Annotated in this window: 14 protein-coding genes and 4 pseudogenes; 17 read left to right on the top strand and 1 reads right to left on the bottom strand. The window is 39.8% G+C overall.

Annotated features, from left to right (window positions below; translation table 11 throughout):
• Positions 1 to 29 precede the first annotated feature (29 nt).
• From fcl to P4S61_RS10530, 11 genes and pseudogenes are all read left to right on the top strand, one after another.
• Positions 30 to 995 (top strand): GDP-L-fucose synthase, encoded by a 966-nt coding sequence (gene fcl / locus P4S61_RS10480; RefSeq protein ID WP_337118245.1) that lies wholly within the window; start codon positions 30 to 32, stop codon positions 993 to 995.
• A 1-nt stretch (position 996) separates the two neighbouring features.
• A pseudogene (locus P4S61_RS10485) lies at positions 997 to 1,483 on the top strand (GDP-mannose mannosyl hydrolase).
• 1 nt (position 1,484) lies between these two features.
• On the top strand, positions 1,485 to 2,891 hold the full coding sequence (locus tag P4S61_RS10490; RefSeq protein ID WP_337118246.1) for a mannose-1-phosphate guanylyltransferase/mannose-6-phosphate isomerase: 1,407 nt from the start codon (positions 1,485 to 1,487) through the stop codon (positions 2,889 to 2,891).
• A gap of 197 nt (positions 2,892 to 3,088) precedes the next feature.
• Positions 3,089 to 4,516: a phosphomannomutase gene (locus tag P4S61_RS10495; protein ID WP_337118247.1), complete on the top strand. Its 1,428-nt coding sequence runs from the start codon at positions 3,089 to 3,091 to the stop codon at positions 4,514 to 4,516.
• Positions 4,517 to 4,677: 161 nt separating this feature from the next.
• Positions 4,678 to 5,019 carry an acyltransferase gene (locus P4S61_RS10500; RefSeq protein ID WP_337118248.1) on the top strand — a complete coding sequence of 114 codons (342 nt, stop codon included), beginning with the start codon at positions 4,678 to 4,680 and terminating at the stop codon, positions 5,017 to 5,019.
• A 21-nt stretch (positions 5,020 to 5,040) separates the two neighbouring features.
• The gene (locus P4S61_RS10505) at positions 5,041 to 6,207 is read left to right on the top strand and encodes a nucleotide sugar dehydrogenase (protein ID WP_337118249.1); all 1,167 of its coding nucleotides are present in this window, start codon (positions 5,041 to 5,043) and stop codon (positions 6,205 to 6,207) included.
• A 950-nt stretch (positions 6,208 to 7,157) separates the two neighbouring features.
• Positions 7,158 to 8,068: pseudogene (gene galU / locus P4S61_RS10510) on the top strand (UTP--glucose-1-phosphate uridylyltransferase GalU).
• A 929-nt stretch (positions 8,069 to 8,997) separates the two neighbouring features.
• Positions 8,998 to 9,345, top strand: a complete 348-nt coding sequence (locus P4S61_RS10515) for a four helix bundle protein (protein WP_182732652.1) — start codon at positions 8,998 to 9,000, stop codon at positions 9,343 to 9,345.
• A gap of 273 nt (positions 9,346 to 9,618) precedes the next feature.
• Positions 9,619 to 11,547 (top strand): YjbH domain-containing protein, encoded by a 1,929-nt coding sequence (locus P4S61_RS10520; RefSeq protein ID WP_337118250.1) that lies wholly within the window; start codon positions 9,619 to 9,621, stop codon positions 11,545 to 11,547.
• Positions 11,498 to 11,776 carry a hypothetical protein gene (locus P4S61_RS10525; RefSeq protein ID WP_337118251.1) on the top strand — a complete coding sequence of 93 codons (279 nt, stop codon included), beginning with the start codon at positions 11,498 to 11,500 and terminating at the stop codon, positions 11,774 to 11,776. Before P4S61_RS10520 ends, P4S61_RS10525 begins: the two co-directional genes overlap by 50 nt.
• Before the next feature lie 239 nt (positions 11,777 to 12,015).
• Positions 12,016 to 13,608 (top strand): hypothetical protein, encoded by a 1,593-nt coding sequence (locus P4S61_RS10530; RefSeq protein ID WP_337118252.1) that lies wholly within the window; start codon positions 12,016 to 12,018, stop codon positions 13,606 to 13,608.
• Positions 13,609 to 14,164: 556 nt separating this feature from the next.
• Here the strand turns inward: P4S61_RS10530 and P4S61_RS10535 are convergent.
• Positions 14,165 to 15,544, bottom strand: a complete 1,380-nt coding sequence (locus tag P4S61_RS10535) for an MBL fold metallo-hydrolase (RefSeq protein WP_337118253.1) — start codon at positions 15,542 to 15,544, stop codon at positions 14,165 to 14,167.
• Positions 15,545 to 16,546: 1,002 nt separating this feature from the next.
• On the opposite strand from P4S61_RS10535, the gene P4S61_RS10540 reads away from it, so the two are divergent.
• The 6 genes and pseudogenes from P4S61_RS10540 (at position 16,547) to P4S61_RS10565 (ending at position 26,682) form a co-directional block, all read left to right on the top strand.
• On the top strand, positions 16,547 to 17,026 hold the full coding sequence (locus P4S61_RS10540; protein ID WP_145236680.1) for a DUF721 domain-containing protein: 480 nt from the start codon (positions 16,547 to 16,549) through the stop codon (positions 17,024 to 17,026).
• A 445-nt stretch (positions 17,027 to 17,471) separates the two neighbouring features.
• A pseudogene (gene secA, locus P4S61_RS10545) lies at positions 17,472 to 20,179 on the top strand (preprotein translocase subunit SecA).
• A 438-nt stretch (positions 20,180 to 20,617) separates the two neighbouring features.
• Positions 20,618 to 21,012 (top strand): annotated as a pseudogene (gene mutT, locus P4S61_RS10550) (8-oxo-dGTP diphosphatase MutT).
• Positions 21,013 to 21,932: 920 nt separating this feature from the next.
• On the top strand, positions 21,933 to 22,250 hold the full coding sequence (locus P4S61_RS10555) for an REP-associated tyrosine transposase (protein ID WP_442961592.1): 318 nt from the start codon (positions 21,933 to 21,935) through the stop codon (positions 22,248 to 22,250).
• 577 nt (positions 22,251 to 22,827) lie between these two features.
• Positions 22,828 to 24,372, top strand: a complete 1,545-nt coding sequence (locus P4S61_RS10560) for a methyl-accepting chemotaxis protein (protein WP_337118254.1) — start codon at positions 22,828 to 22,830, stop codon at positions 24,370 to 24,372.
• Between the two features lie 237 nt (positions 24,373 to 24,609).
• Entirely contained in the window at positions 24,610 to 26,682 is a 2,073-nt protein-coding gene (locus P4S61_RS10565; RefSeq protein WP_337118255.1) for a M13 family metallopeptidase, read from the top strand.
• Positions 26,683 to 26,774 lie beyond the last annotated feature (92 nt).

A 26,774-nucleotide genomic window follows, 5' to 3' on the forward strand; every position in this document is an offset into this window, starting at 1 on the left:
AATTGCTGGGTTTTATTATTGGTAACAAAATGAATAAAAAACGTATATTTGTTGCTGGCCACAATGGGATGGTTGGCAGTGCGATTGTTAGGCAACTTCAATCAGAAAACAATGTAGAAGTTATTACACGTTCAAGAGCTGAGCTTAACTTACTTAGCCAAGCTGACGTACAAGCATTCTTTAATGATAATAAGATTGACCAGGTTTATTTAGCTGCTGCTAAAGTAGGTGGTATTGTTGCTAATAACACTTATCCAGCTGAGTTTATTTATGAAAACCTTACTATACAGAATAATATAATTCATAGTGCCCATGTCTGTGGTGTAAATGATTTATTGTTCTTAGGTTCGTCGTGTATTTACCCTAAACTTGCCGAACAGCCAATGCGAGAAGATGCGCTACTTACTGCGACATTAGAGCCAACAAATGAACCTTATGCGATAGCAAAGATTGCTGGTATAAAAATGTGCGAGTCATATAATCGCCAGTATGGGCGTAATTACCGTTCAGTAATGCCAACAAATTTATATGGTGAAAATGATAACTTTCATCCTGAAAACTCTCATGTAATTCCTGCATTGTTACGTCGTTTTCATGAAGCTAAACTCGCTGGAGATAGTAAAGTAGTTGCGTGGGGTTCTGGTAAACCGATGCGTGAATTTTTGCATGTTGATGATATGGTTGCAGCTTCAATTCACGTTATGAATTTAAATAACGCAGTTTATAAAAGTAATACTCAAGATATGTTAAGCCATATTAATGTAGGTACAGGTATTGATTGTACGATTAGAGAGCTGGTTGAAACTGTTGCGAAAGTAACCGGTTTTGATGGTGATATAGAATTTGATAGCTCTAAACCAGATGGTGCCCCACGAAAATTAATGGACGTTTCTCGTCTTAAGTCTTTAGGCTGGCAGTACTCTATTAATTTAGAAGAAGGCTTAAAAGCAACTTATGAGTGGTTTTTAAATAATCAACAAAGCTTTAGAAAGTAATATGTTTTTAGATGAATCTACTTTTACAAAAGTTATAGATAGTACACCTCTTGTTTCTATTGATTTAGTTGTTTTAAATGAATTTGGGGAAGCTCTATTAGGGCAGCGCTTAAATAGAACCAGCTAAAAATTATTGGTTTGTACCTGGTGGCAGAATTTTAAAGAATGAACCTATAGCTGAAGCTTTTGCACGTTTAACTAAAGATGAACTTGGTTGTGAATTAGATATCAACGAAGCTGAGCTTATTGGTCCATATGATCACTTTTACGATGACTGTGTTTTTAATGAGCACATAAGTACACATTACGTTGCAATCGCTTATATAGTAAAAGTATTCGATGGTATTTTTGAAAATTTGCCACTTTATGAGCAGCATGGCTGTTACAAATGGTTTAATATTGAAACCTTATTACTTAACGATGAAGTACACGAACATACTAAGTGGTACTTTGAAACAATTAATTTAAAGAATACTAAAGGAGCTTAGTATGATCTTACCAATAATAATGGCCGGTGGTTCTGGTACACGTTTATGGCCACTTTCGCGTGGCAATTATCCTAAACAGTTTTTATCTTTAAATGGCGATCATACAATGCTGCAAAGCACTCTTAATCGCTTAAATGGTCTGCCTCATGTACCCGCAATGCTAATTTGCAATGAAGAGCATAGGTTCATTGCTGCTGAGCAAGTTCGTCAGCTAGGTATTGAGCACAGTGGTATATTTTTAGAGCCTGTTGGTCGTAATACCGCTCCAGCTATAGCTCTTGCTGCTTTTAAAGCTATTGAAAATGGTGAAGACCCATTGCTATTAGTTTTAGCCGCTGATCATGTTATTGAAGATGTTGCTGCATTTCAAAAAAGTGTGCGTGAAGCATCTGAACTGGCTAGAAAAGATAAACTAGTTACCTTTGGTATTGTAGGTAATAAGCCTGAAACAGGTTATGGCTATATTAAACGTGGTGAACAATTTGATACTGGTTTTGTAGTAGATGCATTTGTAGAAAAACCAGATTCAAGAACTGCTGAGCAATATATACAAAGTGGAGATTATTACTGGAATAGCGGTATGTTTTTATTTAAAGCGAGTCGTTATTTAAATGAGCTTAAAGCATTTCGCCCTGATATATATAATGCATGTGAAAACGCCATGCAAAACCAAAATAATGATTTGGACTTTATTCGCGTAGATAAAGAGTCATTTGAAGCGTGCCCAGATGAGTCTGTTGATTACGCGGTAATGGAGCAAACTAAAGATGCCGTAGTTGTCCCAATGGACGCCGGTTGGAGTGATGTTGGTGGGTTCGCTGCGCTTTGGGAAGTATCACCACAGGATGATAATGGTAATGCTTTTACTGGTGATGTAAAAGCTGTTGATACTAAAAACACGCTTGTATTTAGTGAAGACAAATTGGTTGCAACAGTGGGTGTTGAAGATTTAGTTATTGTAAACACAAAAGACGCAGTACTGGTTGCTCACAAAGATAAATCGCAACATGTAAAAATGATTGTTCAACAGTTAAAAGATGAACAACGCTCAGAGGCTAAATTACATCGAGAAGTATATCGCCCATGGGGTAAATATGACTCGGTGGATAATGGTGAGCGTTTCCAGGTTAAGCGCATTACTGTAAAACCTGGAGCTAAGCTATCGGTACAGATGCATCACCATCGAGCGGAGCATTGGATCGTCGTATCAGGTACTGCCAAAGTACAAATTGATGATACCGAGCAATTTGTAACTGAAAATGAATCTGTCTATATACCTATTACAGCGGTTCATGCACTAGAGAATCCTGGTAAAGTTGATTTAGAGCTGATAGAAGTTCAGTCGGGTTCATACTTAGGTGAAGATGATATTGTTCGCTTTGAAGATCGTTATGGGAGAGTAAAGTAGCTCTTATAGTTACTTTAATTTTTAACTAAGCTATTAATAAATAGCGTATTGGATGTGCCTATTTTTGTAAAAAGAGTAGGCATCAAAAAGAATAGAGCAGATTTTAGTTGTTGTGTTTCTTGACAATCTGCTTTTTCTTAAGTTTATCTACACATTTCTCCGCACATTTCTTTTTTTAGTCATTCTAAAGGTGTTACATGGATAACAAGTTAATAAGTTCAGAGGTTATTGCTCAAAGTGATATAGCATTTGGAACAAGCGGCGCACGTGGTTTAGTAAGTAATTTTACTGCTGATGTATGTGCAGCATTTGCTGTTGCATTTATTAAGTCAATCGATGCTGAGTTCAGTTTTAATACAGTTATGCTCGCTATTGATAATCGTCCAAGTAGTTATGCCATGGCGCAGGCATGTGCCGCCGGCTTAAAACAGCTTAATCTTAATGTCGTTTATTTCGGAGTAATACCTACACCGGCACTTGCTTACAAAGCAATGCAGGACAACGTGCCTAGCATAATGATTACTGGAAGCCACATACCTTTTGATCGAAATGGACTAAAGTTTTATCGTCCAGATGGTGAGATTACAAAAGCTGACGAGCAAGCTATTTTAGCTAATGACGCAAAGCTAGTCAGTGTTAATAAATTACCAGAACTCTTAGTAAGTAAGGCTGCTGAAGAGGTTTATATAAATCGTTATGCTTCATTGTTTAGCTATGATTCTTTAGCAAATAAAAGGATAGGCATATATGAGCACTCGAGTGCAGGTCGTGATATTTATAAATCACTATTTGAGCTATTAGGGGCAGAAGTAACAAGCCTTGGTCGTAGTGACGAGTTTGTACCAATTGATACTGAAGCTGTATCGGATGCAGATCAACAAAAAGCATTTAGTTGGTCAAACGAATATAAGTTTGATGCTATTTTTTCAACTGATGGAGACGGAGATCGTCCATTAATTTCAGATGAACATGGCAACTGGTTACGTGGTGATATATTAGGCTTGTTATGTAGCCAATTATTAAATATTGACGTATTAGCTGTGCCCGTTAGCTGCAATACTGCAATTGAACAGTCAAATAGCTTTAAAGAGGTGGTTAGAACAAAGATTGGATCACCTTATGTAATAGCTGAGTTTGCAGAGTTAAATAAACACTATGCTCGTGTAGCTGGTTTTGAAGCAAATGGTGGGTACTTATTAGGCTCTGATGTAAAGTTAAATGGAAAAATGATCAGAGCACTGCCTACTCGTGATGCACTTTTACCTGCACTTATATTGCTAACTCAGCAACAGTCAATCTCATCCCAAATAAAGCGATTACCTCAACGATTTACAGCAAGTGACCGCTTGCAAAATTTTTCTAGGAAAAATAGTCTTGCCTTGATCGATGAGCTAAAAACTGACGCGAGTTCATTTCTAGTAAGTTTAAATATTAGTGAGGGTTATTCTATAAACGTTACAGACGGTTTACGTATTACTTTAGAAAACAAAGATGTGATACATTTAAGACCATCAGGAAATGCTCCTGAATTAAGGTGTTATTGCGAAAGTACCCGAGAAGATACTGCCTCTTGTAACGTACTAAAAGTAATGAATCTAATAAGAGGAAGGTATTGTGAAGCATAAATTACTTCTTTTATATGCATGGTTTATTTGGGCAGTTACCTTTTTTTACCGGATATGCCTTTTTTAATGAGGTTTAGGGGATTTTTATACGGTATTGCTATGGGGAAAGCTGGTAGAAATTTACAGATATCTTCTTCGGTTATTTTTAAAAATTTAGAAAATTGTTTTTTTACGATAATGTTTATTTAGCACCAAATGTAGTTGTAAATGCTATTGATAAAGTCATACTTGAGGATGAGGTTATGATTGGTTTTAATTCTGTTATCGTATCCGGAAACCACAGCGCTTTAAATGGAAGCTTTCGATTTGGTAAATCAGTAAAGACTCCTGTTTTTGTTGGGAAAGGAGCGTGGGTTAGCGCTAACTGCACTTTAACAGCAGGTGCAAAGCTTCCTGAAGGTAGTTTATTGGCAGCAAATTCGGTGTTGACAAAATCTATTAGTGAAAAATTTGTAATTTTTGGTGGCGTTCCAGCTAAAAAAATTGGTACTGTTCAAGATTAATTTGTTAAGGATGAATTTAATATGAAAATCGCCATTGTCGGTACGGGCTATGTAGGTCTCTCAAACGCTATGTTACTGGCGCAGCACAACAAAGTTGTTGCGCTTGATATTGACGAAAATAAAGTCGCACTTTTGAAAGATAAACAATCCCCTATTGTTGATGTTGAAATAAGTGATTTTTTACAAAATAAACAACTCAACTTTACGGCTACAACTAACAAAGAATCTGCACTAGTTGGTGCTGAGTTTGTTATTATTGCGACGCCTACAGACTACGATCCTGAAACAAACTATTTTAATACCAATAGTGTTGAGTCGGTTATTAAAGATGTGCTAAGCATTAACCCAACGGCTACCATGGTTATTAAATCAACTGTGCCGGTTGGTTATACTGAATCAGTTAAAGATAAATTTGCCACGGATAACATTATTTTCTCGCCTGAGTTTTTACGCGAAGGTAAAGCATTGCATGATAATTTATATCCATCACGTATCATAGTTGGTGAGCAAAGTGAGCGTGCCAAAACGTTTGCTAACTTACTTGCACAAGGTGCTGTAAAGCAAGATATTGAAGTTTTATTTACGGACTCTACAGAAGCAGAGGCAATCAAGTTATTCTCAAATACCTATCTTGCAATGCGTGTGGCTTACTTTAATGAGCTTGATAGCTATGCTGAGAGCCATGGCTTAAACGCGAAGCAAATTATCCAAGGTGTAGGTTTAGATCCGCGTATTGGTAGTCATTATAATAATCCTTCATTTGGTTATGGCGGTTATTGTTTACCAAAAGACACCAAGCAGTTGTTAGCAAATTACAAAGATGTGCCAAATAATATGATTGGCGCTATTGTTGATGCTAATACAACTCGTAAAGATTTTATTGCTAACTCAATAATTAAGCGCAGCCCTAAAGTAGTTGGTGTTTACCGCTTAGTAATGAAAACAGGCTCAGATAACTTTAGAGCTTCTGCAATCCAAGGGATTATGAAGCGCATTAAAGCTAAAGGTATTGAAGTTGTTATTTACGAGCCGACTTTAACCGACGAAGCATTTTTCAATTCACGTGTTATAAAAGATCTCAATGAGTTTAAACAACTTTCAGATGTCGTGGTATCTAACCGTATGGTGGAAGAGTTAACAGATGTAGCTGATAAAGTTTATACGCGAGATTTATTTGGCAGTGATTAAAGTAAAGGTTAAAGGGATTAGGTGTTAGGTTTTAGGTAGAGATTAAACCAAGCACAGTGTTAGGGTTAAGAGTCGGCGGGGCTTTATGCCGCGGGTTTAAAAACTCATGGCTAAAGCCATTTCCTACAGGGTTTAAATTTATCGTAGGAGCCGGCTTCAGCCGCGAAAGAGTTTAAAGGTTCTAGGCTTAACTTTACTTTCTCGGTGTAGCGCGAAGCGCCTCGGTGCTCTCGGTGGTAAAAATTGTTTAATTGATTTTATTCACAAAGAGGTTATGAGACGCTGCGCTTAAGAGGTTGAAGGGAAAAGGCTAGGTATGTAGCTAGTTGCTCGAAGCCTATGGCCTTTTTTTCTCATTTACACTCATTCACTTCTCTTTGTGCAAATGGTTTTCGTAGGAGCCGGCTTTAGCCGCGAAAGATTTTAATTAATTTATTCATAAAGGTGTTAATGAACACGCGTCAGCAAGCTTAACGCCTACGGTGCTAAATTGTATTCAGGTGTTTAATTACGTGTATGCGAATGGCTTGCCACCGCGAAAAGGTTAAAGGTGTTAGGTGTTAGGTGTTAGGTGTTAGGTGTTAGGTAGAGATTAAACCAAGCACAGTGTTAGGGGTAAGAGTCGGCGGGGTTTAAAAACTCATGGCTAAAGCCATTTCTTACAGGGTGTAAATTTATCGTAGGAGAATGGCTTGCCACCGCTAAAAGGTACTAGGTACTAGGTGCTAGGTAAGTGACTAGGAACTCGTTGCTCGAAGCGTGGCTTTTGTTTTCTCATTATCTTCTCTTTGTGCAAATAGTGTTTATAATTTTGCCGAAGCCCGAAGCCCGAAGCCCGAAGCCCGAAGCCCGAAGCCCGAAGCCCGAAGCCCGAACTCATTCACTCCCTATAAAGCTTTGTATTGTTAGATTAAAACTAATTGAATTAAATATTAAATAAAGGACTAACTATGAAAGCTGTTATCCCCGTTGCTGGACTTGGTACGCGTATGCTGCCAATGACTAAAGCAATCCCAAAAGAAATGCTGCCACTGGTTGATAAGCCGCTTATTCAATATATAGTGAATGAGTGCGTTGCGGCCGGTATTAAAGAAATTGTGCTTGTAACCCACAGCTCTAAAAATGCGATTGAAAACCATTTTGATACTAGCTTTGAACTTGAAGCGACACTTGAAAAACGCGTAAAGCGTAAGTTACTTGATGAAGTGCGCTCTATTTGCCCGCCTGATGTAACTATTCTACACGTACGCCAAGGTGAGGCTAAGGGATTAGGCCATGCTGTATTATGTGCTAAACCAATCATTGGTGATAATGATTTCGTAGTTTTACTGCCTGATGTAATACTTGATGCATATACTGCAGATCAAAAAACTGAAAATTTAGCGGCAATGATAACGCGTTTCAAAGCGGCATCTGCAAGCCAGATTATGCTTGAGCCTGTACCTGAGCAAGATGTCTGCAAGTACGGCATTGCTGATATAAATGGCGCTGTAATTACTGCGGGTGAAAGTGCAAAAATAAAAACTATGGTTGAAAAACCACGTGTTGAAGATGCACCATCAAACCTTGCTGTAGTTGGCCGCTATGTGCTGTCAAAAACTATTTGGCAATTACTTGATAAAACTCCGGTTGGCGCAGGGGGGAAATTCAATTAACTGACGCTATTGATATGCTGATGAAAATTGAAACGGTTGAGGCATTCCATATGAGTGGCCGAGCTCATGACTGTGGTGATAAATTAGGTTATTTAAAAGCAATTGTTGAATACAGCATGCGTGATGAAAATTTAGGCGTTGACTTTACAAGCTTTGTTACAGAGTTAGTTAATCCTAAAAAACCAAACCATTTAAAAGCTGTGTGAGATTTAGGTTTTAGGGGCTAGGAAGACAAAGGTTCTAGGTGTTTGGTGTTAGGTTTTGGTAGAGATTAAACTGTTGTGATTCAATGAAACCAAGCACAGTGTTAGGGTTAATAGTAGGCGGGGCTTGATGCCGCGCGGTTTATAAAACTCATGGCTAAAGCCATTTCCTACAGGGTTTAAATTTATCGTAGGAGCCGGCTTCAGCCGCGAAAGATTTTAAAGGTTCTAGGGAAGTGGCTAGGTGTTAGGCTTAACTTTACTTTCTCGGTGTAGCGCGAAGCGCCTCGGTGCTCTCGGTGGTAAAAATTGTTTAATTGATTTATTCACAAAGATATTAATGAACACGCGTCAGCAAGCTTAACGCCTACAGTGTTAAATTGTATTCAGGTGTTTAATTACGTGTAGGCGAGTGGCTTGCCACCGCGAAAAGGTTAAAGGTGTTAGGTGTTAGGTGTTAGGTAGAGATTAAACCAAGCACAGTGTTAGGGTTAAGAGTAGGCGGGGCTTGATGCCGCGCGGTTTATAAAACTCATGGCTAAAGCCATTTCCTACAGGGTGTAAATTTATCGTAGGAGCCTGCTTTAGCCGCGAAAGATTTTAAAGGTTCAAGGGAAGTGACTAGGTGTTAGGCTTAACTTTACTTTCTCGGTGTAGCGCGAAGCGCCTCGGTGCTCTCTGTGGTAAAAATTGTTTAATTGATTTTATTCACAAAGATATTAATGAACACGCGTCAGCAAGCTTAACGCCTAGGGTGTTAAATTGTATACTGGTGTTTAATTACGTGTAGGAGAATGGCTTGCCACCGCTAAAAGGTCAAAGGTGTTAGGTATTGGGTGTTAGGTAGATATTAAGAGCAAAAAATTTAAGGTTGTATTTTATTAAATAAAAACTAAGCTCAAAATAAATTACTGTTAAGGATAATAGACATGATGAACTTTGAAAGCTTAGAAGTGTGGAAACGAGCTGCTCGTTTAAGTGCAGATATCTATAAAAATTCAACAATAACAAAAGATTTTGGTTTTCGAGATCAGTTAACACGTGCCGGATTGTCTGTACCTAGTAATATTGCTGAGGGAATGACACGAGATAGCGATAAAGAAAAAGTGCGCTTTTTAGATATTGCTCGTTCTTCTTTAGCAGAAGCTAGAACACAAATTTATATAGGTATTGATATAAACTATATTGATTCGAATATCGGTCAACTTTGGCTGTGTGAAACATCTGAGTTATCAAAAATGCTGTCGAGCTTAATCTCTAAAATTAAAGAACGAATCTGAGACGTTTAAATTGTTTAAGTTTTTTAATTACCCACACTGATTTTATAGTTATTTTTGATAAAACCTAAAACCTAAAACCTAAAACCTAAAACCTAAAACCTAAAACCTAAAACCTAAAACCTAAAACTTAAAACCTAAATTCTTGTAACTTTAACCTTTCCCCTTTAAACTTTGTCTTAGAACCTAGAACCTAGAACCTAGAACCTAGAACCTAGAACCTAGAACCTAGGAATTGATGGATTTAATAATACTAACTCGGACTCGGATCACACCATGCCTAAATTGAATATGTTGTTTTTAAGCTGTACAGCTGCATTAAGCTTACCTGTTACCGCTGATGAGATAAAACACTTCCAGTCTTTCGCAGGTTATACAGGGTTAATCAATACCCCTAATGCAGAGGTGTTATCAAAAGGAATGGCTGATATTGGTTATAATAATCAGCTTGATTTACGCGGTGTTAAATATATTGATGGGCACAACTTTATTCTCTCTGCAGGCTTATTTAAGGGGTTTGAAGTTAGTGGCCAAATAGCCGCAGAAAGTATTCACGATAATATGTTTTATTCTGAGGGTAAAGGCCAATTACGCGATTTATCTTTTAATGCAAAGTATCAAATTCCTTATATTCCTGAAGATTGGCTCCAAGTTGCCGTTGGTTTTAAAGATCTTGCTGGGGCATCAAATAAGTATGAAACTTATTATGCTGTTGCCTCAAAAGACTTATGGGATTTTAGGTTTAGTGTAGGTATTGGTACAAATGAAAAGCGCACAGGTAAAATGAATGGTGCTTTTGCTGGTATTGAATGGCAACCGTTTAAATGGTTTAGTGTACTCACTGAATACGACTCAGAGGCTGTTAATGCAGCTGCGCGGCTAACCATTCCTAAAGAATGGTTATATGATATTGGTGAAATTACCTTAACCAGCCGTTTTTATAGCAATACGGAATTCTCTGAAGATACCAGTAATTATTGGGGTATTAACTTTACCTTACCACTAAGTGATAAGTTAGGTTACCAACAGCCAGTTAAAGCTGCACCGGATGTACAAAATAATACTGCTAACGTACCTGTTGCGACTAAAGGTGCGGCATCTATAAACCCTGATGCTATAAAAATACAAACGCCAAATGATTACACTTTACCTACCGTTAAGCCAGAAGCGCGTACTACTGCAAAGATTACAAATAATACAGAGCAACAAGCTGAATTAAGTCAGTTGAATTCTCAGTCTGTTAACTTGAAGCTAGCATTGGTAGAAGATGGTTTTGAAAATGTTAGTGTTGCTTTTAACAATAATAATCAGTTGTTTGTTAAATTTGAAAACTCAATTTTTAACCGTAACGATATTGATGCATTAGGATTGGTATTAGGGCGTGTTGCTGAGTTAATAACACTTGAAGGTGTTGAATTTAGCGTGCAACTAAACAAATATGATTTAGCATTACTTAATGTTGTTGGTACCGTTGATAATTACAAAGAGTTTATTATTAACAATATTTCCCCTGATTTATTAATTACCCTGGGGGCTGCTCTTGAGCCAAATGGTTTGGTTTGGGTAGGAACTACAGATACCAGTTCGCCATACTTTAAACCGCGTTTAACAATAGCGCCTACAATAAGTAATACTTATGCAACTGAGCTTGGAGTATTTGATTATTCTGTTGCAATTAGAGCCGATTTAGAGGTGCCTTTATGGCAAGGCGGCGGCATTATTTTAGGTGGCCAAGTGAATGTTGCTAATAGCGATGATTACGCTGAAAATAAGCCGTTTAAAAATTACCGAAAAGAAACCCAGTTTGATCGCGCTTTGTTCTATCAAACTTTTGAGTTACCGTTTGGTTTTTACAACCAAACCCAAGTTGGCTATATCAAAGATTTTTATGACTACCGAGGTATTAGTAATGAAACAGCTTGGCTAAGTGATGCTGGTAGGCATAAAGTGAGCTTTAAATTTGGCTCTTTTCAGTATCAGGATTATCGCGGCAGCCGCAGTTACCAAATGTTTAATTATCAATATAATTGGGTAGAGCAAGATATTACTTTGCATGCCCAAGCTGGTGATTTTTGGTATGAAGATAGTGGTTACAAGCTAGAATCACGTTTTTGGTTTGGTGATAGCTACTTAGCTGTATTCTTTGAAGACTCAAGTGCGCAAAAGAGCCGGTGCTGCGATAAGCATACCGTTATCACCGCGTAAAGATATGTCGGTTACTCGTTTTGGCCAAGTTAAAGGTAATGAGGCTTACCGCCATAATATTGGTACGCAAGTCGGTAAGTCGCATAATCAATTGGTTTTTAACCAGTTATACGCACCAAGTTCAATAGTTGGCTTAGATAAAACATTCTTTAACCAAGGTCGCTTATCGAGTGATTATGTTTATAAACATTTACCAAGGTTAAAAGAAGTGTATTTAAAATATCGGTAACAAATTTTTATTAGACTAACTATTGTACAAATATGTAGTTAGTCTATATTATGTAACGAACTGATTAATTACTATAGAGCGATTAGCTCTATTTTTGACAAAAAGTAAAAAATGTTGTTTTTTTGCTCATTTTTGTTGCGTTATGGCTATACTTTTCTAAAGTAAACGCTAATATTGTAACGAGTATAAAAAACCTTAGTTTATTGATTGTTTATTATAAAGGAATAAAAGGACTCCCTATGTTTACTAACAAAAAATCGCTATTGGCATTGTCTGTAGCTTCTGCATTTGCTCTAACTGGTTGTTTTAGTGATGACGATGGTAATGATTACACACCACCTGGACCAGGACCTGATCCAGTAGTGGTTGTTCCACCTCAAACACCAACTGAACTTAACTTTATAGTTAATGTAGCAGTAGTAAATGGCGACTCAGATGCAATTGCAGATGCAACAGTAAGATTTGTGGAAAATGGCGTGCCATCAACTAACATCGTTGATGTAGATGGCAACGTGGTTCAAACTGCAACAACTACTGAAGATGGTGGCTTTATTGTTACTGTTAAGAGTGGCTCTGAGTTATCAAGTGTGACAGCTGTAGTTTCTGCTGCAGGTTTTATAACTAAATCTTTCAATGTTGACTTATCTAACGAAGACGAACTATCTGTATTACCAGCTCAGTTCCAATTGACCTCAACAGATACTGCTGGCCTTGCAAGCGTTGCAACTGCTTCTACTGATATTGACGGTGCAACAACAACAGCTGAAGTTAAGGCTGATGCTGCAGTTTCTGGTGCTTCTTTAGCTACTGCAACTCTACCAAGTGGCATTACGCTTCAAAATGCTGCAGGCGAAGCTGTAACTGGTGATTCAATATCATTGAGTGTTGTAGGTACAGATCCAACATCCTCAACTAAATCATCAGTGATCCCTGAAGGTCTAAATGTTGGTAACACAAGCGCAAATGTTTTAGTGCCAGTTTCGGTTGCTGATGTAAACTTATTAGTGGGTGACACTAAAGTTAAGAAGTTTGCTGGTGACACATTAAAAGTAACACTAGCGGCACCTACAGATTTAGCTGCTGGCGAAACGCTTACTGTTAAGTCGTTCGATGAAGAAACAGGCCTATGGTCTGCAGATGACTTTGCAGTTACACAAGGTGCAGGTACAGTAAGCTTTGCAACAAACCACTTAACGTGGTTCGCTGTTAACCGCAATGCGAATACTTGTACTGACGGCTTTTCTGTAAATGTTACTTCAGGCACTATTCCTGCAGGTGGTTTATATCTATCAGCTTTATCTTCAGATGGATCTGTAGCTAGCTTCATCCGCGGTGGTGCAACTTCAAAGACTGTCGTATCAGCTGCAACAACATTACGCTATGGTATATATGATGGCGCAACTGCTCGAGTTAGACTTTTTGACCGTGAAGGTGGAACATGGTTTGACTCACAAACAGAAGTTGGTGTTTGTGGCAGTGTTGATTTAACTCCTGTAGCACCATTTACTTTAGTTAATAAAGAATTAACTCTTACAGGTGCTTGTTCGAACGATGCTGATGTAGCGGTGAATGTTACTAATTCAACTGTTTCATTTAAACGTGCTGGCAAAGCTGCAAGAGCTGCAATTAAAGATGCGAATGGTAACTTCCAGTTAACTAACCTACGTGAAGGTGAAAACTACGATGTTACTGTTAACTTCCGTGGTTTACCTGTTGAAGGTGCGAACACATTTACAATTGAAGGTGCTAATGCTGACGCATTAACTCAAGCATTCCAGTTTACATGTCCAACATCTACCGGTGGTACTGGTGGTACTGGCGGTAACGGTTAATTTTTGTTAGTTCCTATTAGGGATTAAGCCTAAAAGCCGCATTTATGCGGCTTTTTTCTTTTTGAGCTACCTGGCCAACGGGTTACAGGCAGCGGGCTTCGGGGCACGAGCTTCGGGCTACAGGCCTAAAACCTAACACTTAAAACCTAACACCTAAAACCTAACACCTAACACCTAACCCCTAACCCCTAAAACCTAACCCCCACCTTTGACCTTTTCGCGGTGGCAAGCCACTCGCCTACACGTAATTAAACATCAGAATACAATTTAACACCGTAGGCGTTAAGCTTGCTGACGCGTATTCATTAACACCTTTTATGAATAAATCAATTAAAATCTTTCGCGGCTAAAGCCGGCTCCTACGATAAATTTACCCACTGTAGGAAATGGCTTTAGCCATGAGTTTTATAAACCGCGCGGCATAAAGCCCCGCCTACTCTTAACCCTAACACTGTGCTTGGTTTAATCTCTACCTAACACCTAAAACCTAAAACCTAAAACCTAAAACCTAAAACCTAAAACCTAAAACCTAAAACCTAACACCTGACTGCCCCCCTCATTTTCCAATCTCAACCTTCATATCATCTCCTAGTACTTCTTTGTATTTTGCTGCTAGCGCATTTTTGGCGTTATCATCACCGTGCACTATTTTTATATGACTGGGCTTTTTACGCATACCTGTTACAAATTTTATTAAGCCGTTTTGATCTGCATGAGCACTGTAGCCGCTGATTGTGTGTACTGCTGCGTTAATGGTGATTTTATGGTCATTAATATGCACATAACCATTACTTGGTCCATAGGTTTGAATATCTCGGCCGAGCGTGCCACGGCCTTGGTAGCCAACAAAAATCACATCGGTAGTTTCATCAGGTAAAAATCGCTCTAGATAATTCACAATTCGCCCGCCGGTGCACATGCCACTAGCGGCAAGAATAATCGCGGGTTGTTTGCGTTTGCTTAGGTAATTAATTACGGCAATATGCTCTTGGTGGCTGTCGATAGTATGCAACTGCGCAAAGTTTAATGGATGGCGACCTTTGGCTAAGCGTTTTTTTGCTTCATCGTCCCAGAGGGTTTTAAATTTTCGATACTCTGTGGTGAAGTTAGCTGCCATAGGGGAGTCCACAATGACCTCTATGCTTTGCCATGGTGAATTTTTAGCTGCGTTGTGAATTATTTGCTCCAGTTCGTACAGTAACTCTTGCGTACGGCCAATGCTAAAAGCTGGCACAAGTACAATGCCATTATCGGCAACGGCTTTTTCAATCACCTTTTTCAGTGTTTGCGTGCGTTCTTTTCGGCCTTGATGGTTTTTATCACCATAGGTTGATTCGATCACTAAAGTATCGGCTTTGTAAGGCGCTTTTGGGGAAGGCAGTAGCGGAGTATGCGGCGCTCCTAGGTCACCAGAAAATACTACGCGATGGGAATTTCCCTTGCTAGTTTTAGTTTTTATATCTATTTCAACATAGGCGGAGCCTAAAATATGCCCGGCGCGCTGTAAGCGAGCTTTCGCGGTGGGCTTGTTGCTGGTGGTTGGTAAGTCAAACCAGGTATTAAATTCGATAGCGACAATACGCTTGGTAAGTAAGCTTAAACAAGCGTTAATAATTTTTTGATCTCGCGTTACACCGACTTTAAGTGCATCTTCAATCACTAATGGCAATAGACTTGCCGATGCCTTCGAAGTAAAAATAGGGCCAGTGAAACCAGCAGCAAATAAGTAAGGTATGCGGCCAACGTGGTCAATATGACAATGCGTAACAATCAGCGCAGTGACAGTTGAGATATCAAAGTCGATAGCTAAACTTGGCCCTGCGTCTTCCCCTTGAAAAAGCCCACAGTCAATTAACACCGATGAGTATTGATCATAACCCAACTGATGGCATGACCCCGTAACCCCATTCACCGCTCCATGATGGGTAATTTTCATGGTTGATCCTTGTTGATTAAATTATACAAATTAGAAACAAGGTTAGGATAAAAAATGTCAAATTAAAAGGTTGGAGGTATTAGGGAAGTGAATAGGTGCTAGGAAGACAAAGGTATTAGGTTTTAGGGAAGTGACTAGGACCTATAGCCTAAAACCTAGTTCCTATGTTTTAAATGTGGCTCGGTGTTTATGCGTCAGCAAGCTTAACGCCTACGGGTGTTAAAGTTTGCCTCGATGTTAAATCACTTGTAGGCGAGTGGCTTGCCACCGCTAAAAGGTTAAAGGTGCTAGGAAGACAAAGGTGCTAGGGAAGTGACTAGGACCTAGAGCCTAAAACCTAGCTCCTATGTTTTAAAGCGTAGGCGCGGCTTTATGCCGCGGGGATTATAAAATTCATGGTGAAAGCCATTTCCTACAAGGTTTAAATTTATCGTAGGAGCCGGCTTCAGCCGCGAAAGATTTTAATTGATTTATTCATAAAGGTGTTAATGAACACGCGTCAGCAAGCTCAACGCATACGGTGCTAAAGTTTATCTCGGTGTTAAATTTTACTTTGGTGTGTAATTAATCACTTGTAGGCGAGTGGCTTGCCACCGCGTTTTAAATGTGGCTCGGAGTTTGTGCGTCAGCAAGCTTAACGCCTACGGGTGTTAAAGTTTGCCTCGATGTTAAATCACTTGTAGGTGAGTGGCTTGCCACCGCGAAAAGGTTAAAGGTGCTAGGAAGACAAAGGTGCTAGGGAAGTGACTAGGACCTAGAGCCTAAAGCCTAGCTCCTATGCTTTAAAGCGTAGGCGCGGCTTTATGCCGCGCGGTTGTATTGAACCATCAGTCATTAGATTTCAGGTGTAGCTAATCTCTGCCTTTAACCTAATACCTAATACCTAATACCTAATACCTAATACCTAGCACCTATTACCCCGTATCTTTCATTTCTCTAGGTAGCTTTAACCTTTGCATTCAATTAAACTCTGTTTCTTCAATGTAACTTTTGGTGTTTTGCATGGCTAAAGATAGGTTCGCGCCAAAACCTTTAAACGATATTATGGCTGGCCTGAGTGGTCGATTGTCATCGTATGCAGGTAAAAGCCAAGCATTAGATAAACAACAAACTTTGTTAAGTGAATTTTTGGGCGCTAATTTAGGTGGAAAATGTCGCGTTAGTAATTATCGCGATGGTACGCTGATGATTGAGGCGGTGTCTGCACCTATAGCACTGCGTTTAAACTACTTAAAAATGGATATGCTGTCACACTTTCGTAGTGCAGGTATGGCAGAACTTGGGCAAATTAAAATTACCGCTAATCCACAAGCCAGCCAACGATTAAGTCCAAATAATGCGTTAAAAACAGCTAACGCCACTCCCGCGAATAAATTAGCGATGAGTGAACAAACCGCTGATTACCTTAATGCGATTGCACAAAGTGCACCACCGTCACTAAAAGAAAAGCTAGAGCGTCTAGCGAGGCATGGTAAAAAATAAAGGTTTTAGGCGCTAGGAAGAAATAGGCGCTAGGAAAAGTTTACCATGTATATTTAGTTTGCAACTGTATTGAAGAACCCAGAACCCAGAACCCAGAACCTAGAACCTAGAACCTAGAACCTAGAACCTAAGTTCTTATACTCCCCTTGATTTTCTTTTATCCACCTCCATATCTCCATAGTTAATATAATTTTATAGTCTTAATTAAAGTTATGTTTACGGCTTATTTTAAATTTTCTTGCAGAAAACTGATATCTTAACTACGCGATGGTTTGATGTTTCGCAGAGTCTGGTATAGTAGCGCACGTATTGAACGCTGTATTTCACAACGTTTCTCGAAATTGCTAATTAATATGTGCTCGTGTGAGTAATCTATTAATTAGTAATTATAAAAATGGGTTAGCTGATACTCGGCTAGCAAAGAACACATTGTAACGGTTTTATCATGATATCTAATTTATTTACCAAGATTTTTGGTAGTCGCAATGACCGCACTATTAAAAATTTAAGAAAGACGGTCGCGCTGATCAACGCGCTTGAAACGCAACTTGAAGCGCTTTCAGACGAAGATTTAAAAGCCAAAACAGCAGAGTTTAGAGAGCGTTACGATAACGGACAAGGTCTTGATGACATTCTACCAGAAGCATTTGCTGTGGTACGTGAAGCATCAAAACGTGTAAATGGTATGCGTCACTTTGACGTGCAGTTGCTAGGTGGTATGGTTTTACACCAAGGCCGCATCGCAGAAATGCGTACTGGTGAGGGTAAAACCCTTACCGCAAGTTTACCTGCATACTTACGTGGTATAACGGGTAAAGGTGTTCACGTAATTACCGTGAATGACTACCTTGCCAAGCGCGATGCTGAAACTAACCGCCCATTATTTGAATTTTTAGGTTTAACTGTTGGCTGTAACGTACCGGGTATGATGCCGCAACAGAAAAAGAAGCCTACGCCGCTGATATTACCTACGGTACCAATAACGAATTTGGTTTTGATTACCTGCGTGACAATATGGCGTTTAGCATTAACGAACGCGTGCAACGTCCACTTTATTATGCGGTAGTCGATGAAGTTGACTCGATCTTAATTGATGAAGCCCGTACTCCACTAATCATCTCAGGTCCTGCTGAAGATAGCTCGCAGTTATATGCTGAAATCAATACCATAGTTCCGCTTCTTGAGTTACAAGAGAAAGAAGACGAAGAAGGTATTGAAGGCGATGGTGATTTCACTATTGATGAAAAAGCCAAGCAAGTTCATTTAACTGAACGTGGTCAAATTAAAGTTGAAGAATTACTGATTGAACGTGGTTTGATAGCTGAGGGCGACTCGCTTTATTCTGCTGCGAGTATTACCCTGCTTAGCCATATTTATGCGGCATTACGTGCCCATAAGCTGTATCAAAAAGACATTGATTACGTTGTAAAAGAAAACGAAGTAATCATTGTTGATGAACACACTGGCCGTACAATGGAAGGGCGTCGTTGGTCTGAAGGTTTACATCAAGCTGTTGAAGCAAAAGAAAATGTAAAAATTCAAAACGAAAACCAAACGTTAGCGTCAATTACATTCCAAAACTACTTCCGTATTTACGATACCCTTGCAGGTATGACCGGTACTGCCGACACTGAAGCATTTGAGTTTCAGTCAATCTATGGTCTAGATACTGTTGTTATGCCAACTAATAAGCCGATGATCCGTGAAGATCGCGCTGATTTAGTTTACTTAACGCAAGAAGAAAAATACGAAGCCATTCTAATCGATATTAAAGATTGCCAAGAGCGCGGCCAGCCAGTATTGGTGGGTACGATTTCAATCGAAAGCTCTGAATATTTATCGCAATTTTTACGTAAAGAAAAAATCAAGCACAACGTACTTAATGCTAAATTCCATGCCCAAGAAGCAGACATCGTTGCCGATGCTGGTTTACCAGGCACAGTAACAATCGCAACTAACATGGCCGGTCGTGGTACTGATATCGTGTTAGGCGGTAACTGGAATAGCGAAGTTGAAAAACTTGAAAACCCAACTGATGAGCAAATCAAAGCGATTAAAGAAGCGTGGCAAATTCGCCATGATGCAGTAATTGCTGCTGGTGGTTTACATATCATTGGTACTGAGCGTCACGAATCACGCCGTATCGATAACCAGTTACGTGGTCGTTCTGGCCGTCAAGGTGACGCCGGTTCAAGCCGTTTTTATCTATCGATGGATGACGCATTAATGCGTATCTTCGCTGGTGAACGTATGACTAATATGATGCGTAAACTAGGTATGCAACGTGGCGAAGCGATTGAGCATCCATGGGTTAACCGTGCCATTGAAAACGCGCAACGTAAAGTTGAAGCACGTAACTTTGATGTGCGTAAACAGTTGCTTGAATACGATGATGTAGCAAACGACCAACGTCGTGTTGTTTACTCACAACGTAATGAGTTGCTTGAAGAAGGCGATATTTCAGAGACGATCACGGTTATTCGTGGCGACGTATTGGGCAACACTATTGACCAATACATTGCACCACAAAGTTTAGCTGAAATGTGGGATATTCCGGGCCTTGAAGAGCGCTTAAAACAAGACTTCTTAATTGAGTTACCGATTACACAATGGTTAGCTGACGATAACAAACTTTACGAAGAAAAGTTACGTGAGCGTATTGAAGAGTCAGTAGAGCAAGCTTACAAACAGAAAGAGCAACAAGTTGGCGATTCTGTACTTCGTCAGTTTGAAAAAGCAATCATGCTACAAAGCTTGGATCAACATTGGAAAGATCACCTTGCTGCGATGGATCACCTTCGCCAAGGTATTCATTTACGTGGCTACGCGCAAAAGAACCCTAAGCAAGAGTACAAGCGTGAGTCGTTTGAGTTGTTCTCTGAAATGCTTGAGAACCTGAAAATTGATGTAGTTAGTATTTTAAGTAAAGTACAAGTACGTGCTGAAGAAGATGTTGAAAAAATTGAAGAGCAACACCGCCAAAGTGAAAATGCTCCTCGTGAATATCAACATGAAGAAGTTGAGCACGTAGGCGGCGAAGCACCAAAAGGTGCGGTCGTAACATCACGCGCAGAGCCAAAAGTTGGCCGCAACGAACCTTGCCCGTGTGGCTCGGGTCAAAAGTTCAAACAGTGTTGTGGTAAGTTAAAATAACCAAATGTTATAATTAACAATTAAAAAGCGACGCCTGCGTCGCTTTTTTTGTTTGTAAGGTTAAATATCAGGCGAGTGGCTTGCCACCGTGATATTCAATATTGTATCGGAGTTTGTGCGTCAGCAAGCTTAATGCCTACGGTGTTAAATTGTATTCTGGTGTTTAATCACTTGTAGGCGAGTGGCTTGCCACCGCGATATTCAATATTGTTTCGGTGTTTGTGCGTCAGCAAGCTTAACGCCTACGGTGTTAAATTGTATTCTGGTGTCTAATTAATCACTTGTAGGCGAGTGGCTTGCCACCGCGATATTCAATATTGTTTCGGTGTTTTTGCGTCAGCAAGCTTAACGCCTGCGGGTGTTGCATTTTACTCTGGTGTTTAATTAATTGCTTGTAAGCGCGGCTTTATGCCGCGCGGTTTTAATTAAGGTATTACGATGAATAAGAAAATTGTGCATGTAGCGGTGGGGGTTATCAAAGCAGATAACACACTATTTATCTGTAAGCGCCCTGACGATAAACACCAAGGTGGTTTGTGGGAGTTTCGGGCGGCAAAGTAGAAGCTGGCGAAACTGTATTCGAAGCACTAAAGCGCGAGCTTCAAGAAGAAGTAGGTTTAACAATTAATAGTTCAAGCGAGCTGATGGTTATTGAGCATGATTATGGCGATAAATGTGTAAAACTCGACGTGCATTTAGTTACTGATTTTAGCGGCCAAGCCCATGGCGCAGAAGGTCAGCAAAGTGCATGGGTCGCGATTGATAAGTTAGACGATTACAATTTTCCTGCCGCCAACGTAGAGATTATCGAAAAAATAAAAGTGGATGTTTAAATTTACCTAGGCGAGTGGCTTGCCACCGCGATATTCAATATTGTTTCGGTGTTTATGCGTCAGCAAGCTCAACGCCTACGGGTGTTAAACTTTACTCTGATGTTTAATTAATTACTTGTAGGCGAGTGGCTTGCCATCGCGTTTTAAAATGTGTTGTGGTGTTTTGCGTCAGCAAGCTTAACGCCTACGGGAGTTAAGTTGTACTTTGATGTTTAATTAATCACTTGTAGGCGAGTGGCTTGCCACCGCGTTTCAAAATGTGGTGTGGTGTTTGTGCGTCAGCAAGCTCAACGCCTACGGGAGTTAAGTTGTACTTTGATGTTAAATTTATTACTTGTAGGCGGGTGGTTTGCCACCGCGTTTCAAAATGTGGTGTGGTGTTTGTGCGTCAGCAAGCTCGACGCCTACGGGGGTTAAATTTTACTCTGATATTTAATTAATTACTTGTAGGCGAGTGGCTTGCCACCGCGTTTTAAAATGTGGCGTGGTGTTTTTGCGTCAGCAAGCTCGACGCCTACGGGTGATAAATTTTACTTTGGTGTCTAATTAATTACTTGTAGGCGAGTGGCTTGCCACCGCGTTTTTAAAATGTGTTGTGGTGTTTGTGCGTCAGCAAGCTCAACGCCTACGGTGTTAAAGTTTACTCTGATGTTTAATTAATCACTTGTAGACGAGTGGCTTGCCACCGCGTTTTAAAATTCCGTGTTTATTAAGAAAGCTCAATCTTTACTGGAGGGATCTCGATTAATTGCTATATTTACTTGTAGTTAATTGAGGGAAAGTAATGGTTGATACCAGTAAGCGGACTAAAGGGCGATGCTCGATAATTAATCATTATTACTCAGTTACAATTTGTACTGAAAATAGAATGCAGCTTTTTTGTGATTTTGATAGTAGCTGTTTAATTATGAGGGAGTTACATTTTTTCGCATTCGGGAAACCTTAAGACAATTTGTTTTTCATTAATGCCTGACCACTTGCATTGGCTATTTCAGCTTAGAAATACTGATGATTTATCCAAAGTTATTGGTCAATTTAAAAGTATTACTACGATTAAATTGAACCGTTATTTACTTTCTAGCGGAAAGATTTGGCAAGCTAACTTTTATGATCACAAGCTTAGATCTGATGAAGATTTACTTAACCAAGCTAGATATATAGTTACAAACCCGCTCAGGGCTGGCTTGGTTAAAAGTGTGGGTGATTATCCATTTTGGAATTGTGTATATTTAAACTAATCACAGTACATCTAATCTACTCTTTCGTAATATGCCACCGCGTTTTAAATGTGGTGTTTTGCGTCAGCAAGCTCGACGCCTACGGGGGTTAAATTTTACTCTGATATTTAATTAATTACTTGTAGGCGAGTGGCTTGCCACCGCGTTTTTAAAATGTAGCTCGGTGTTTGTGCGTCAGCAAGCTTAACGCCTACGGGTGTTAAATTGTACTTTGGTGTGTAATTAATTACTTGTAGGCGAGTGGCTTGCCACCGCGATATTCAATATTGTTTCGGTGTTTATGCGTCAGCAAGCTTAACGCCTACGGGTGTTAAATTTTACTTTGGTGTCTAATTAATTACTTGTAGGCGAGTGGCTTGCCACCGCGTTTTTAAAATGTGTTGTGGTGTTTGTGCGTCAGCAAGCTCGACGCCTACGGGGGTTAAAGTTTATCTCGGTGTTAAATTTTACTCTGGTGTTTAATTAATTGCTTGTAGGTGAGTGGCTTGCCACCGCGAAAAGAGTTGTTTTTTTAGATAATTTGGTGTGCTGTGCTTTTTAGACTATATTTTAAGCGTTGATAATTTAAGGGATAAATATGCGCGAAAATCTTCCCGTCACTACGACAGAAAGAACTTTTCCTAGTGGCTCTAAACTCATATCTGTGACTGATTTAAAAGGTCAAATTGTTGATTGTAATGATGAGTTTGTTGCCATAAGTGGTTTTACTAAAGAGCAATTAATTGGCCAACCACATAATATTGTGCGGCATCCAGACATGCCTTCTCTTGCTTATAAAGTGATGTGGGAGCATTTAAAGGCGGGCAAACCTTGGATGGGCTTAGTTAAAAACCGTTGTAAAAATGGCGATTTTTATTGGGTTGATGCTTATGTCACCCCTGTGACTGAGCGCGGTAAAGTGACTGGTTATGAGTCAGTACGCTCATGCCCTAGTCGAGTTGATGTAAAACGGGCTGACGCATTATATAAAAATATAGTAAATAATAAACAGCTAAGCTTGCCTATTGCAGTAGAGAATATTGCCTTAATTATTGCCGCTATTATAGCGCTGTTGTTATTTGCGATGGGCTGGCACAATGCCGCGTTATTGCTATTTATTGCTGCGACATTCAGTTATGCAATATGGGGGCAAATAGCTAAAAAACGCTTGGTGCATGCACTTAATGAAATGTTATCTGGCGCGTTTTCTCATTCGCTGGCGGTTAGCAGCTATACCGATGACACGGGTGACTTAGGCTATTTAAAAGTGGCAATTAAAAGTCAACAAGCACACTTAGGAGCTGTGATCACACGGATTGAGAATGAGTCAAAAAGAGTGTCGCAGCAGTCAGATATTGGTGAACGCTTAACCAAGACCATGCTTGATAAAATTGAGCAACAGCAAAATGAAACCATGCAAGCTGCGGCGGCAATGAATCAAATGGCCACCACGATTGCTGATGTGGCAAAGCATGTTACTGATACCGCATCACATGCTGATATTGCAAACGAATTGACTATTAAAGGCGGTCAAATTGCGAATGCCACACAGCAAGCTATTGAACAGCTCCGCGATACTGTTCTTGAAATCAGCGAATCCGTACAGCGAGTTTCTGAGCAAACCAAAAATATTGCCGAAGCTGCGCAAATAATCGAACAAATTGCTGAACAAACCAATTTATTAGCACTCAATGCCGCCATTGAAGCTGCGCGTGCTGGTGAGCAAGGGCGTGGCTTCGCAGTGGTAGCCGATGAAGTTCGTAATTTAGCTAAACGTACTCAAGATTCCACTAAAGATATTTATGACATAGTGAATGAATTAACAACACGAGCTACAAGAGCTGTCGATGTTGCAGAAAAAGGTGGTAAAAATGCCCAGCATGGTTTGACTCAAGTGCTGCAAAGTAGCGAAATGCTTAAAGGTGTATCTGAAGCGGTAAGTGAAATTGCGAGTATGTCGACCCAAATGGCAACGGCTGTTGAACAGCAGTCACATGTTGCTGAGGACGTGAATCAGCAAATTTTACGAATTTCAGAGTTAGCTAACCACAGTTTTACTGATGCAAAAGATACCGCTGAGGCTATTTCATTATTAAAAACAGTATCGGAGGCGCTGCACGAGCTAGTGGTAAGGTTTAAATAATCAGCCTGAGCTTCGGATAATAAATTAATACGTTTGTAAGTTTTTTAATCCAATCTTAGATAATCAATGACTGCTAAAGCAGTGTGATAGATAACCGTATTAGAGTTTTGATACGAATTGTTACATATTCGATTTTATTGTTGCTCCGATGAGGTTTATGATGGGATCAGCGAGCAGCTTATTATTAAGCTGCTTAAACGGTTTGTATTATCAACAATAATGATTTACGGGATTCCCATGAAAAAAATATCGCTCATGGCTGCAAGTATTGCGCTTGCACTGGGCCTAGTCGGCTGTGGTGAACAACAAGATGTTAAAGCGCCAGATACCAACACTGCTAGTGAAGAAGTCAAAACAGCTCTTAATTCAGGTATTGAATTAGCAAATATAGATAAGTCGGTCCGTGCACAGGATGATTTCTATTATCACATTAATGGTCAATGGTTGGCGACGACTGAGATCCCTGGCGATAAATCAAATTACGGTTCATTCTCACAGTTGTATGACGACTCGCAAGCCGCAATGAAAACAGTGCTTGAACAAGCGGCTGCTAATACAGCTGCTAAAGCCGGAACTGATGAATATAAGCTAGGTGCGTTCTTTAAGAGTTACATGAATGAAGCCAAGCGTGATGAATTAGGTATAACACCGCTAAATGGCCCGTTAACTGCTATTGATGGTGTTAAAAATAAGTCTGATTTAGTCGCACTTATGGCGCAAATACGTATTCAAGGTGGCGCGGTGCCATTTGGTTGGTATGTAAATAATGATGCTAAGAACTCGAGTGAAAATGCATTATATGCGTATCAATCAGGCCTTGGCTTACCGGATCGTGATTATTATTTAAAAGATGACGAAAAGTTCACTAAAATTCGTGTCGCGTACCACGTTTACATTGCTGACGTTCTAAAACGCGCTGGTGTAGAAAAAGCCGATGAAGCTGCTAAAGCAATTATTGCACTTGAAACCAGTATTGCTGATGCACAGTGGACGCGTGTTGAAAGTCGTGATGCTACAAAGTCTTATAACAAAATGAGCGTGAGTGATGCAAGTAAGCTAACAGGTGAGTTTGACCTTGCTGAATACTTCAAAGCGTCTGGTGTAAATGTACAAGATATTATCGTCAGTCAGCCTAGCTACTTTGAAAAATTTGCCGATATTTATAAAACAACAGATCTTGAAACGTGGCAACAATATCTTAAATTTCATTTAGTAAGTAACTACGCTGGTATATTAGATAAAGATCTGGTTGATTTAAACTTTAACTTTTACAGCACCACATTACGCGGCGTAAAAGAGCAGACACCGCTTTGGAAACAAGCCGTGGATGCATCAAATGAAGTGTTAGGTGAAATTTTAGGAAAAGTGTACGTTAAAGACAATTTCCCGCCAGAAGCAAAAGCGCGCATGGAAGAGTTAGTTGATAACGTGATCAAAGGCTATGGCGTTGCAATTGAAAATCTTGAGTGGATGAGCCCAGAAACCAAGCTTGCTGCAAAAGAAAAACTAGATAAGTTTACCCCAAAAATTGGCTACCCTGATAACTGGAAAGACTATTCACAGTTAAGCATTAATGCGGATGATTTAGTTGGTAACTATATTCGTCATAGTGAATGGGCTTATGCTGATATGATTGACAAGCTAGGCAAGCCAGTGGATCGTTCTGAATGGCACATGACACCACAAACAGTCAATGCTTACTATAACCCGGTGAATAACGAAATTGTATTCCCTGCGGCAATTTTACAACCACCATTTTTTAACTTAGAAGCTGATGATGCGGTTAACTACGGTGCAATTGGTGCGGTAATTGGTCACGAGTTAGGGCATGGTTTTGATGACCAAGGTGCTAAGTATGATGGGGATGGTAATTTACGTGATTGGTGGAGCGAGTCAGACCTTAAACAGTTTGAAGAGCGTACTGGTCAGTTAGTTGCACAGTATAACGAGTATCAACCATTTGCAGATGCCAGCGTTAATGGTCAATTGACCTTAGGTGAGAATATTGGCGATTTAGGTGGCCTAACGGTTGCTTTCACTGCTTATCAGTTATCGCTAGGTGGCGATAAAGCGCCAGTGATTGATGGTTATACCGGTGATCAGCGCTTCTTTATGGGTTGGTCGCAAATTTGGCGTCGTAAATACCGTGACGAAGAGCTACGTAACCGCCTAATGACAGATCCGCATTCACCAAGCCATTACCGCGTGATCGGTATCTTGTCGAATATGCCTGAGTTTTATCAAGCATTTGACGTTAAAGAAGGCGACAAAATGTATATCAAACCAGCTGATCGCGTAAAAATTTGGTAATTAGTTTTTATTAGTCTGATGATTAAACGGTGGCTTAGGCCGCCGTTTTTGTTTTGAGGGGGAGTAAAAGGTTAAAGGTTAAAGAGAAAGGG

The organism is Pseudoalteromonas sp. B160, from assembly GCF_037162485.1.
GTDB lineage: Bacteria > Pseudomonadota > Gammaproteobacteria > Enterobacterales > Alteromonadaceae > Pseudoalteromonas > Pseudoalteromonas rhizosphaerae.

Excerpts from the sequence above, each read along its gene's own strand:
- P4S61_RS10515 (WP_182732652.1), top strand. The coding sequence starts at position 8,998 with ATGAACTTTGAAAGCTTAGAAGTGTGGAAACGAGCTGCTCGTTTAAGT.
- P4S61_RS10520 (WP_337118250.1), top strand. The coding sequence starts at position 9,619 with ATGCCTAAATTGAATATGTTGTTTTTAAGCTGTACAGCTGCATTAAGC.
- P4S61_RS10560 (WP_337118254.1), top strand. The coding sequence starts at position 22,828 with ATGCGCGAAAATCTTCCCGTCACTACGACAGAAAGAACTTTTCCTAGT.
- P4S61_RS10565 (WP_337118255.1), top strand. The coding sequence starts at position 24,610 with ATGAAAAAAATATCGCTCATGGCTGCAAGTATTGCGCTTGCACTGGGC.
- P4S61_RS10535 (WP_337118253.1), bottom strand. The coding sequence starts at position 15,544 with ATGAAAATTACCCATCATGGAGCGGTGAATGGGGTTACGGGGTCATGC.
- P4S61_RS10495 (WP_337118247.1), top strand. The coding sequence starts at position 3,089 with ATGGATAACAAGTTAATAAGTTCAGAGGTTATTGCTCAAAGTGATATA.
- P4S61_RS10530 (WP_337118252.1), top strand. The coding sequence starts at position 12,016 with ATGTTTACTAACAAAAAATCGCTATTGGCATTGTCTGTAGCTTCTGCA.
- P4S61_RS10490 (WP_337118246.1), top strand. The coding sequence starts at position 1,485 with ATGATCTTACCAATAATAATGGCCGGTGGTTCTGGTACACGTTTATGG.
- fcl (WP_337118245.1), top strand. The coding sequence starts at position 30 with ATGAATAAAAAACGTATATTTGTTGCTGGCCACAATGGGATGGTTGGC.
- P4S61_RS10540 (WP_145236680.1), top strand. The coding sequence starts at position 16,547 with ATGGCTAAAGATAGGTTCGCGCCAAAACCTTTAAACGATATTATGGCT.
- P4S61_RS10505 (WP_337118249.1), top strand. The coding sequence starts at position 5,041 with ATGAAAATCGCCATTGTCGGTACGGGCTATGTAGGTCTCTCAAACGCT.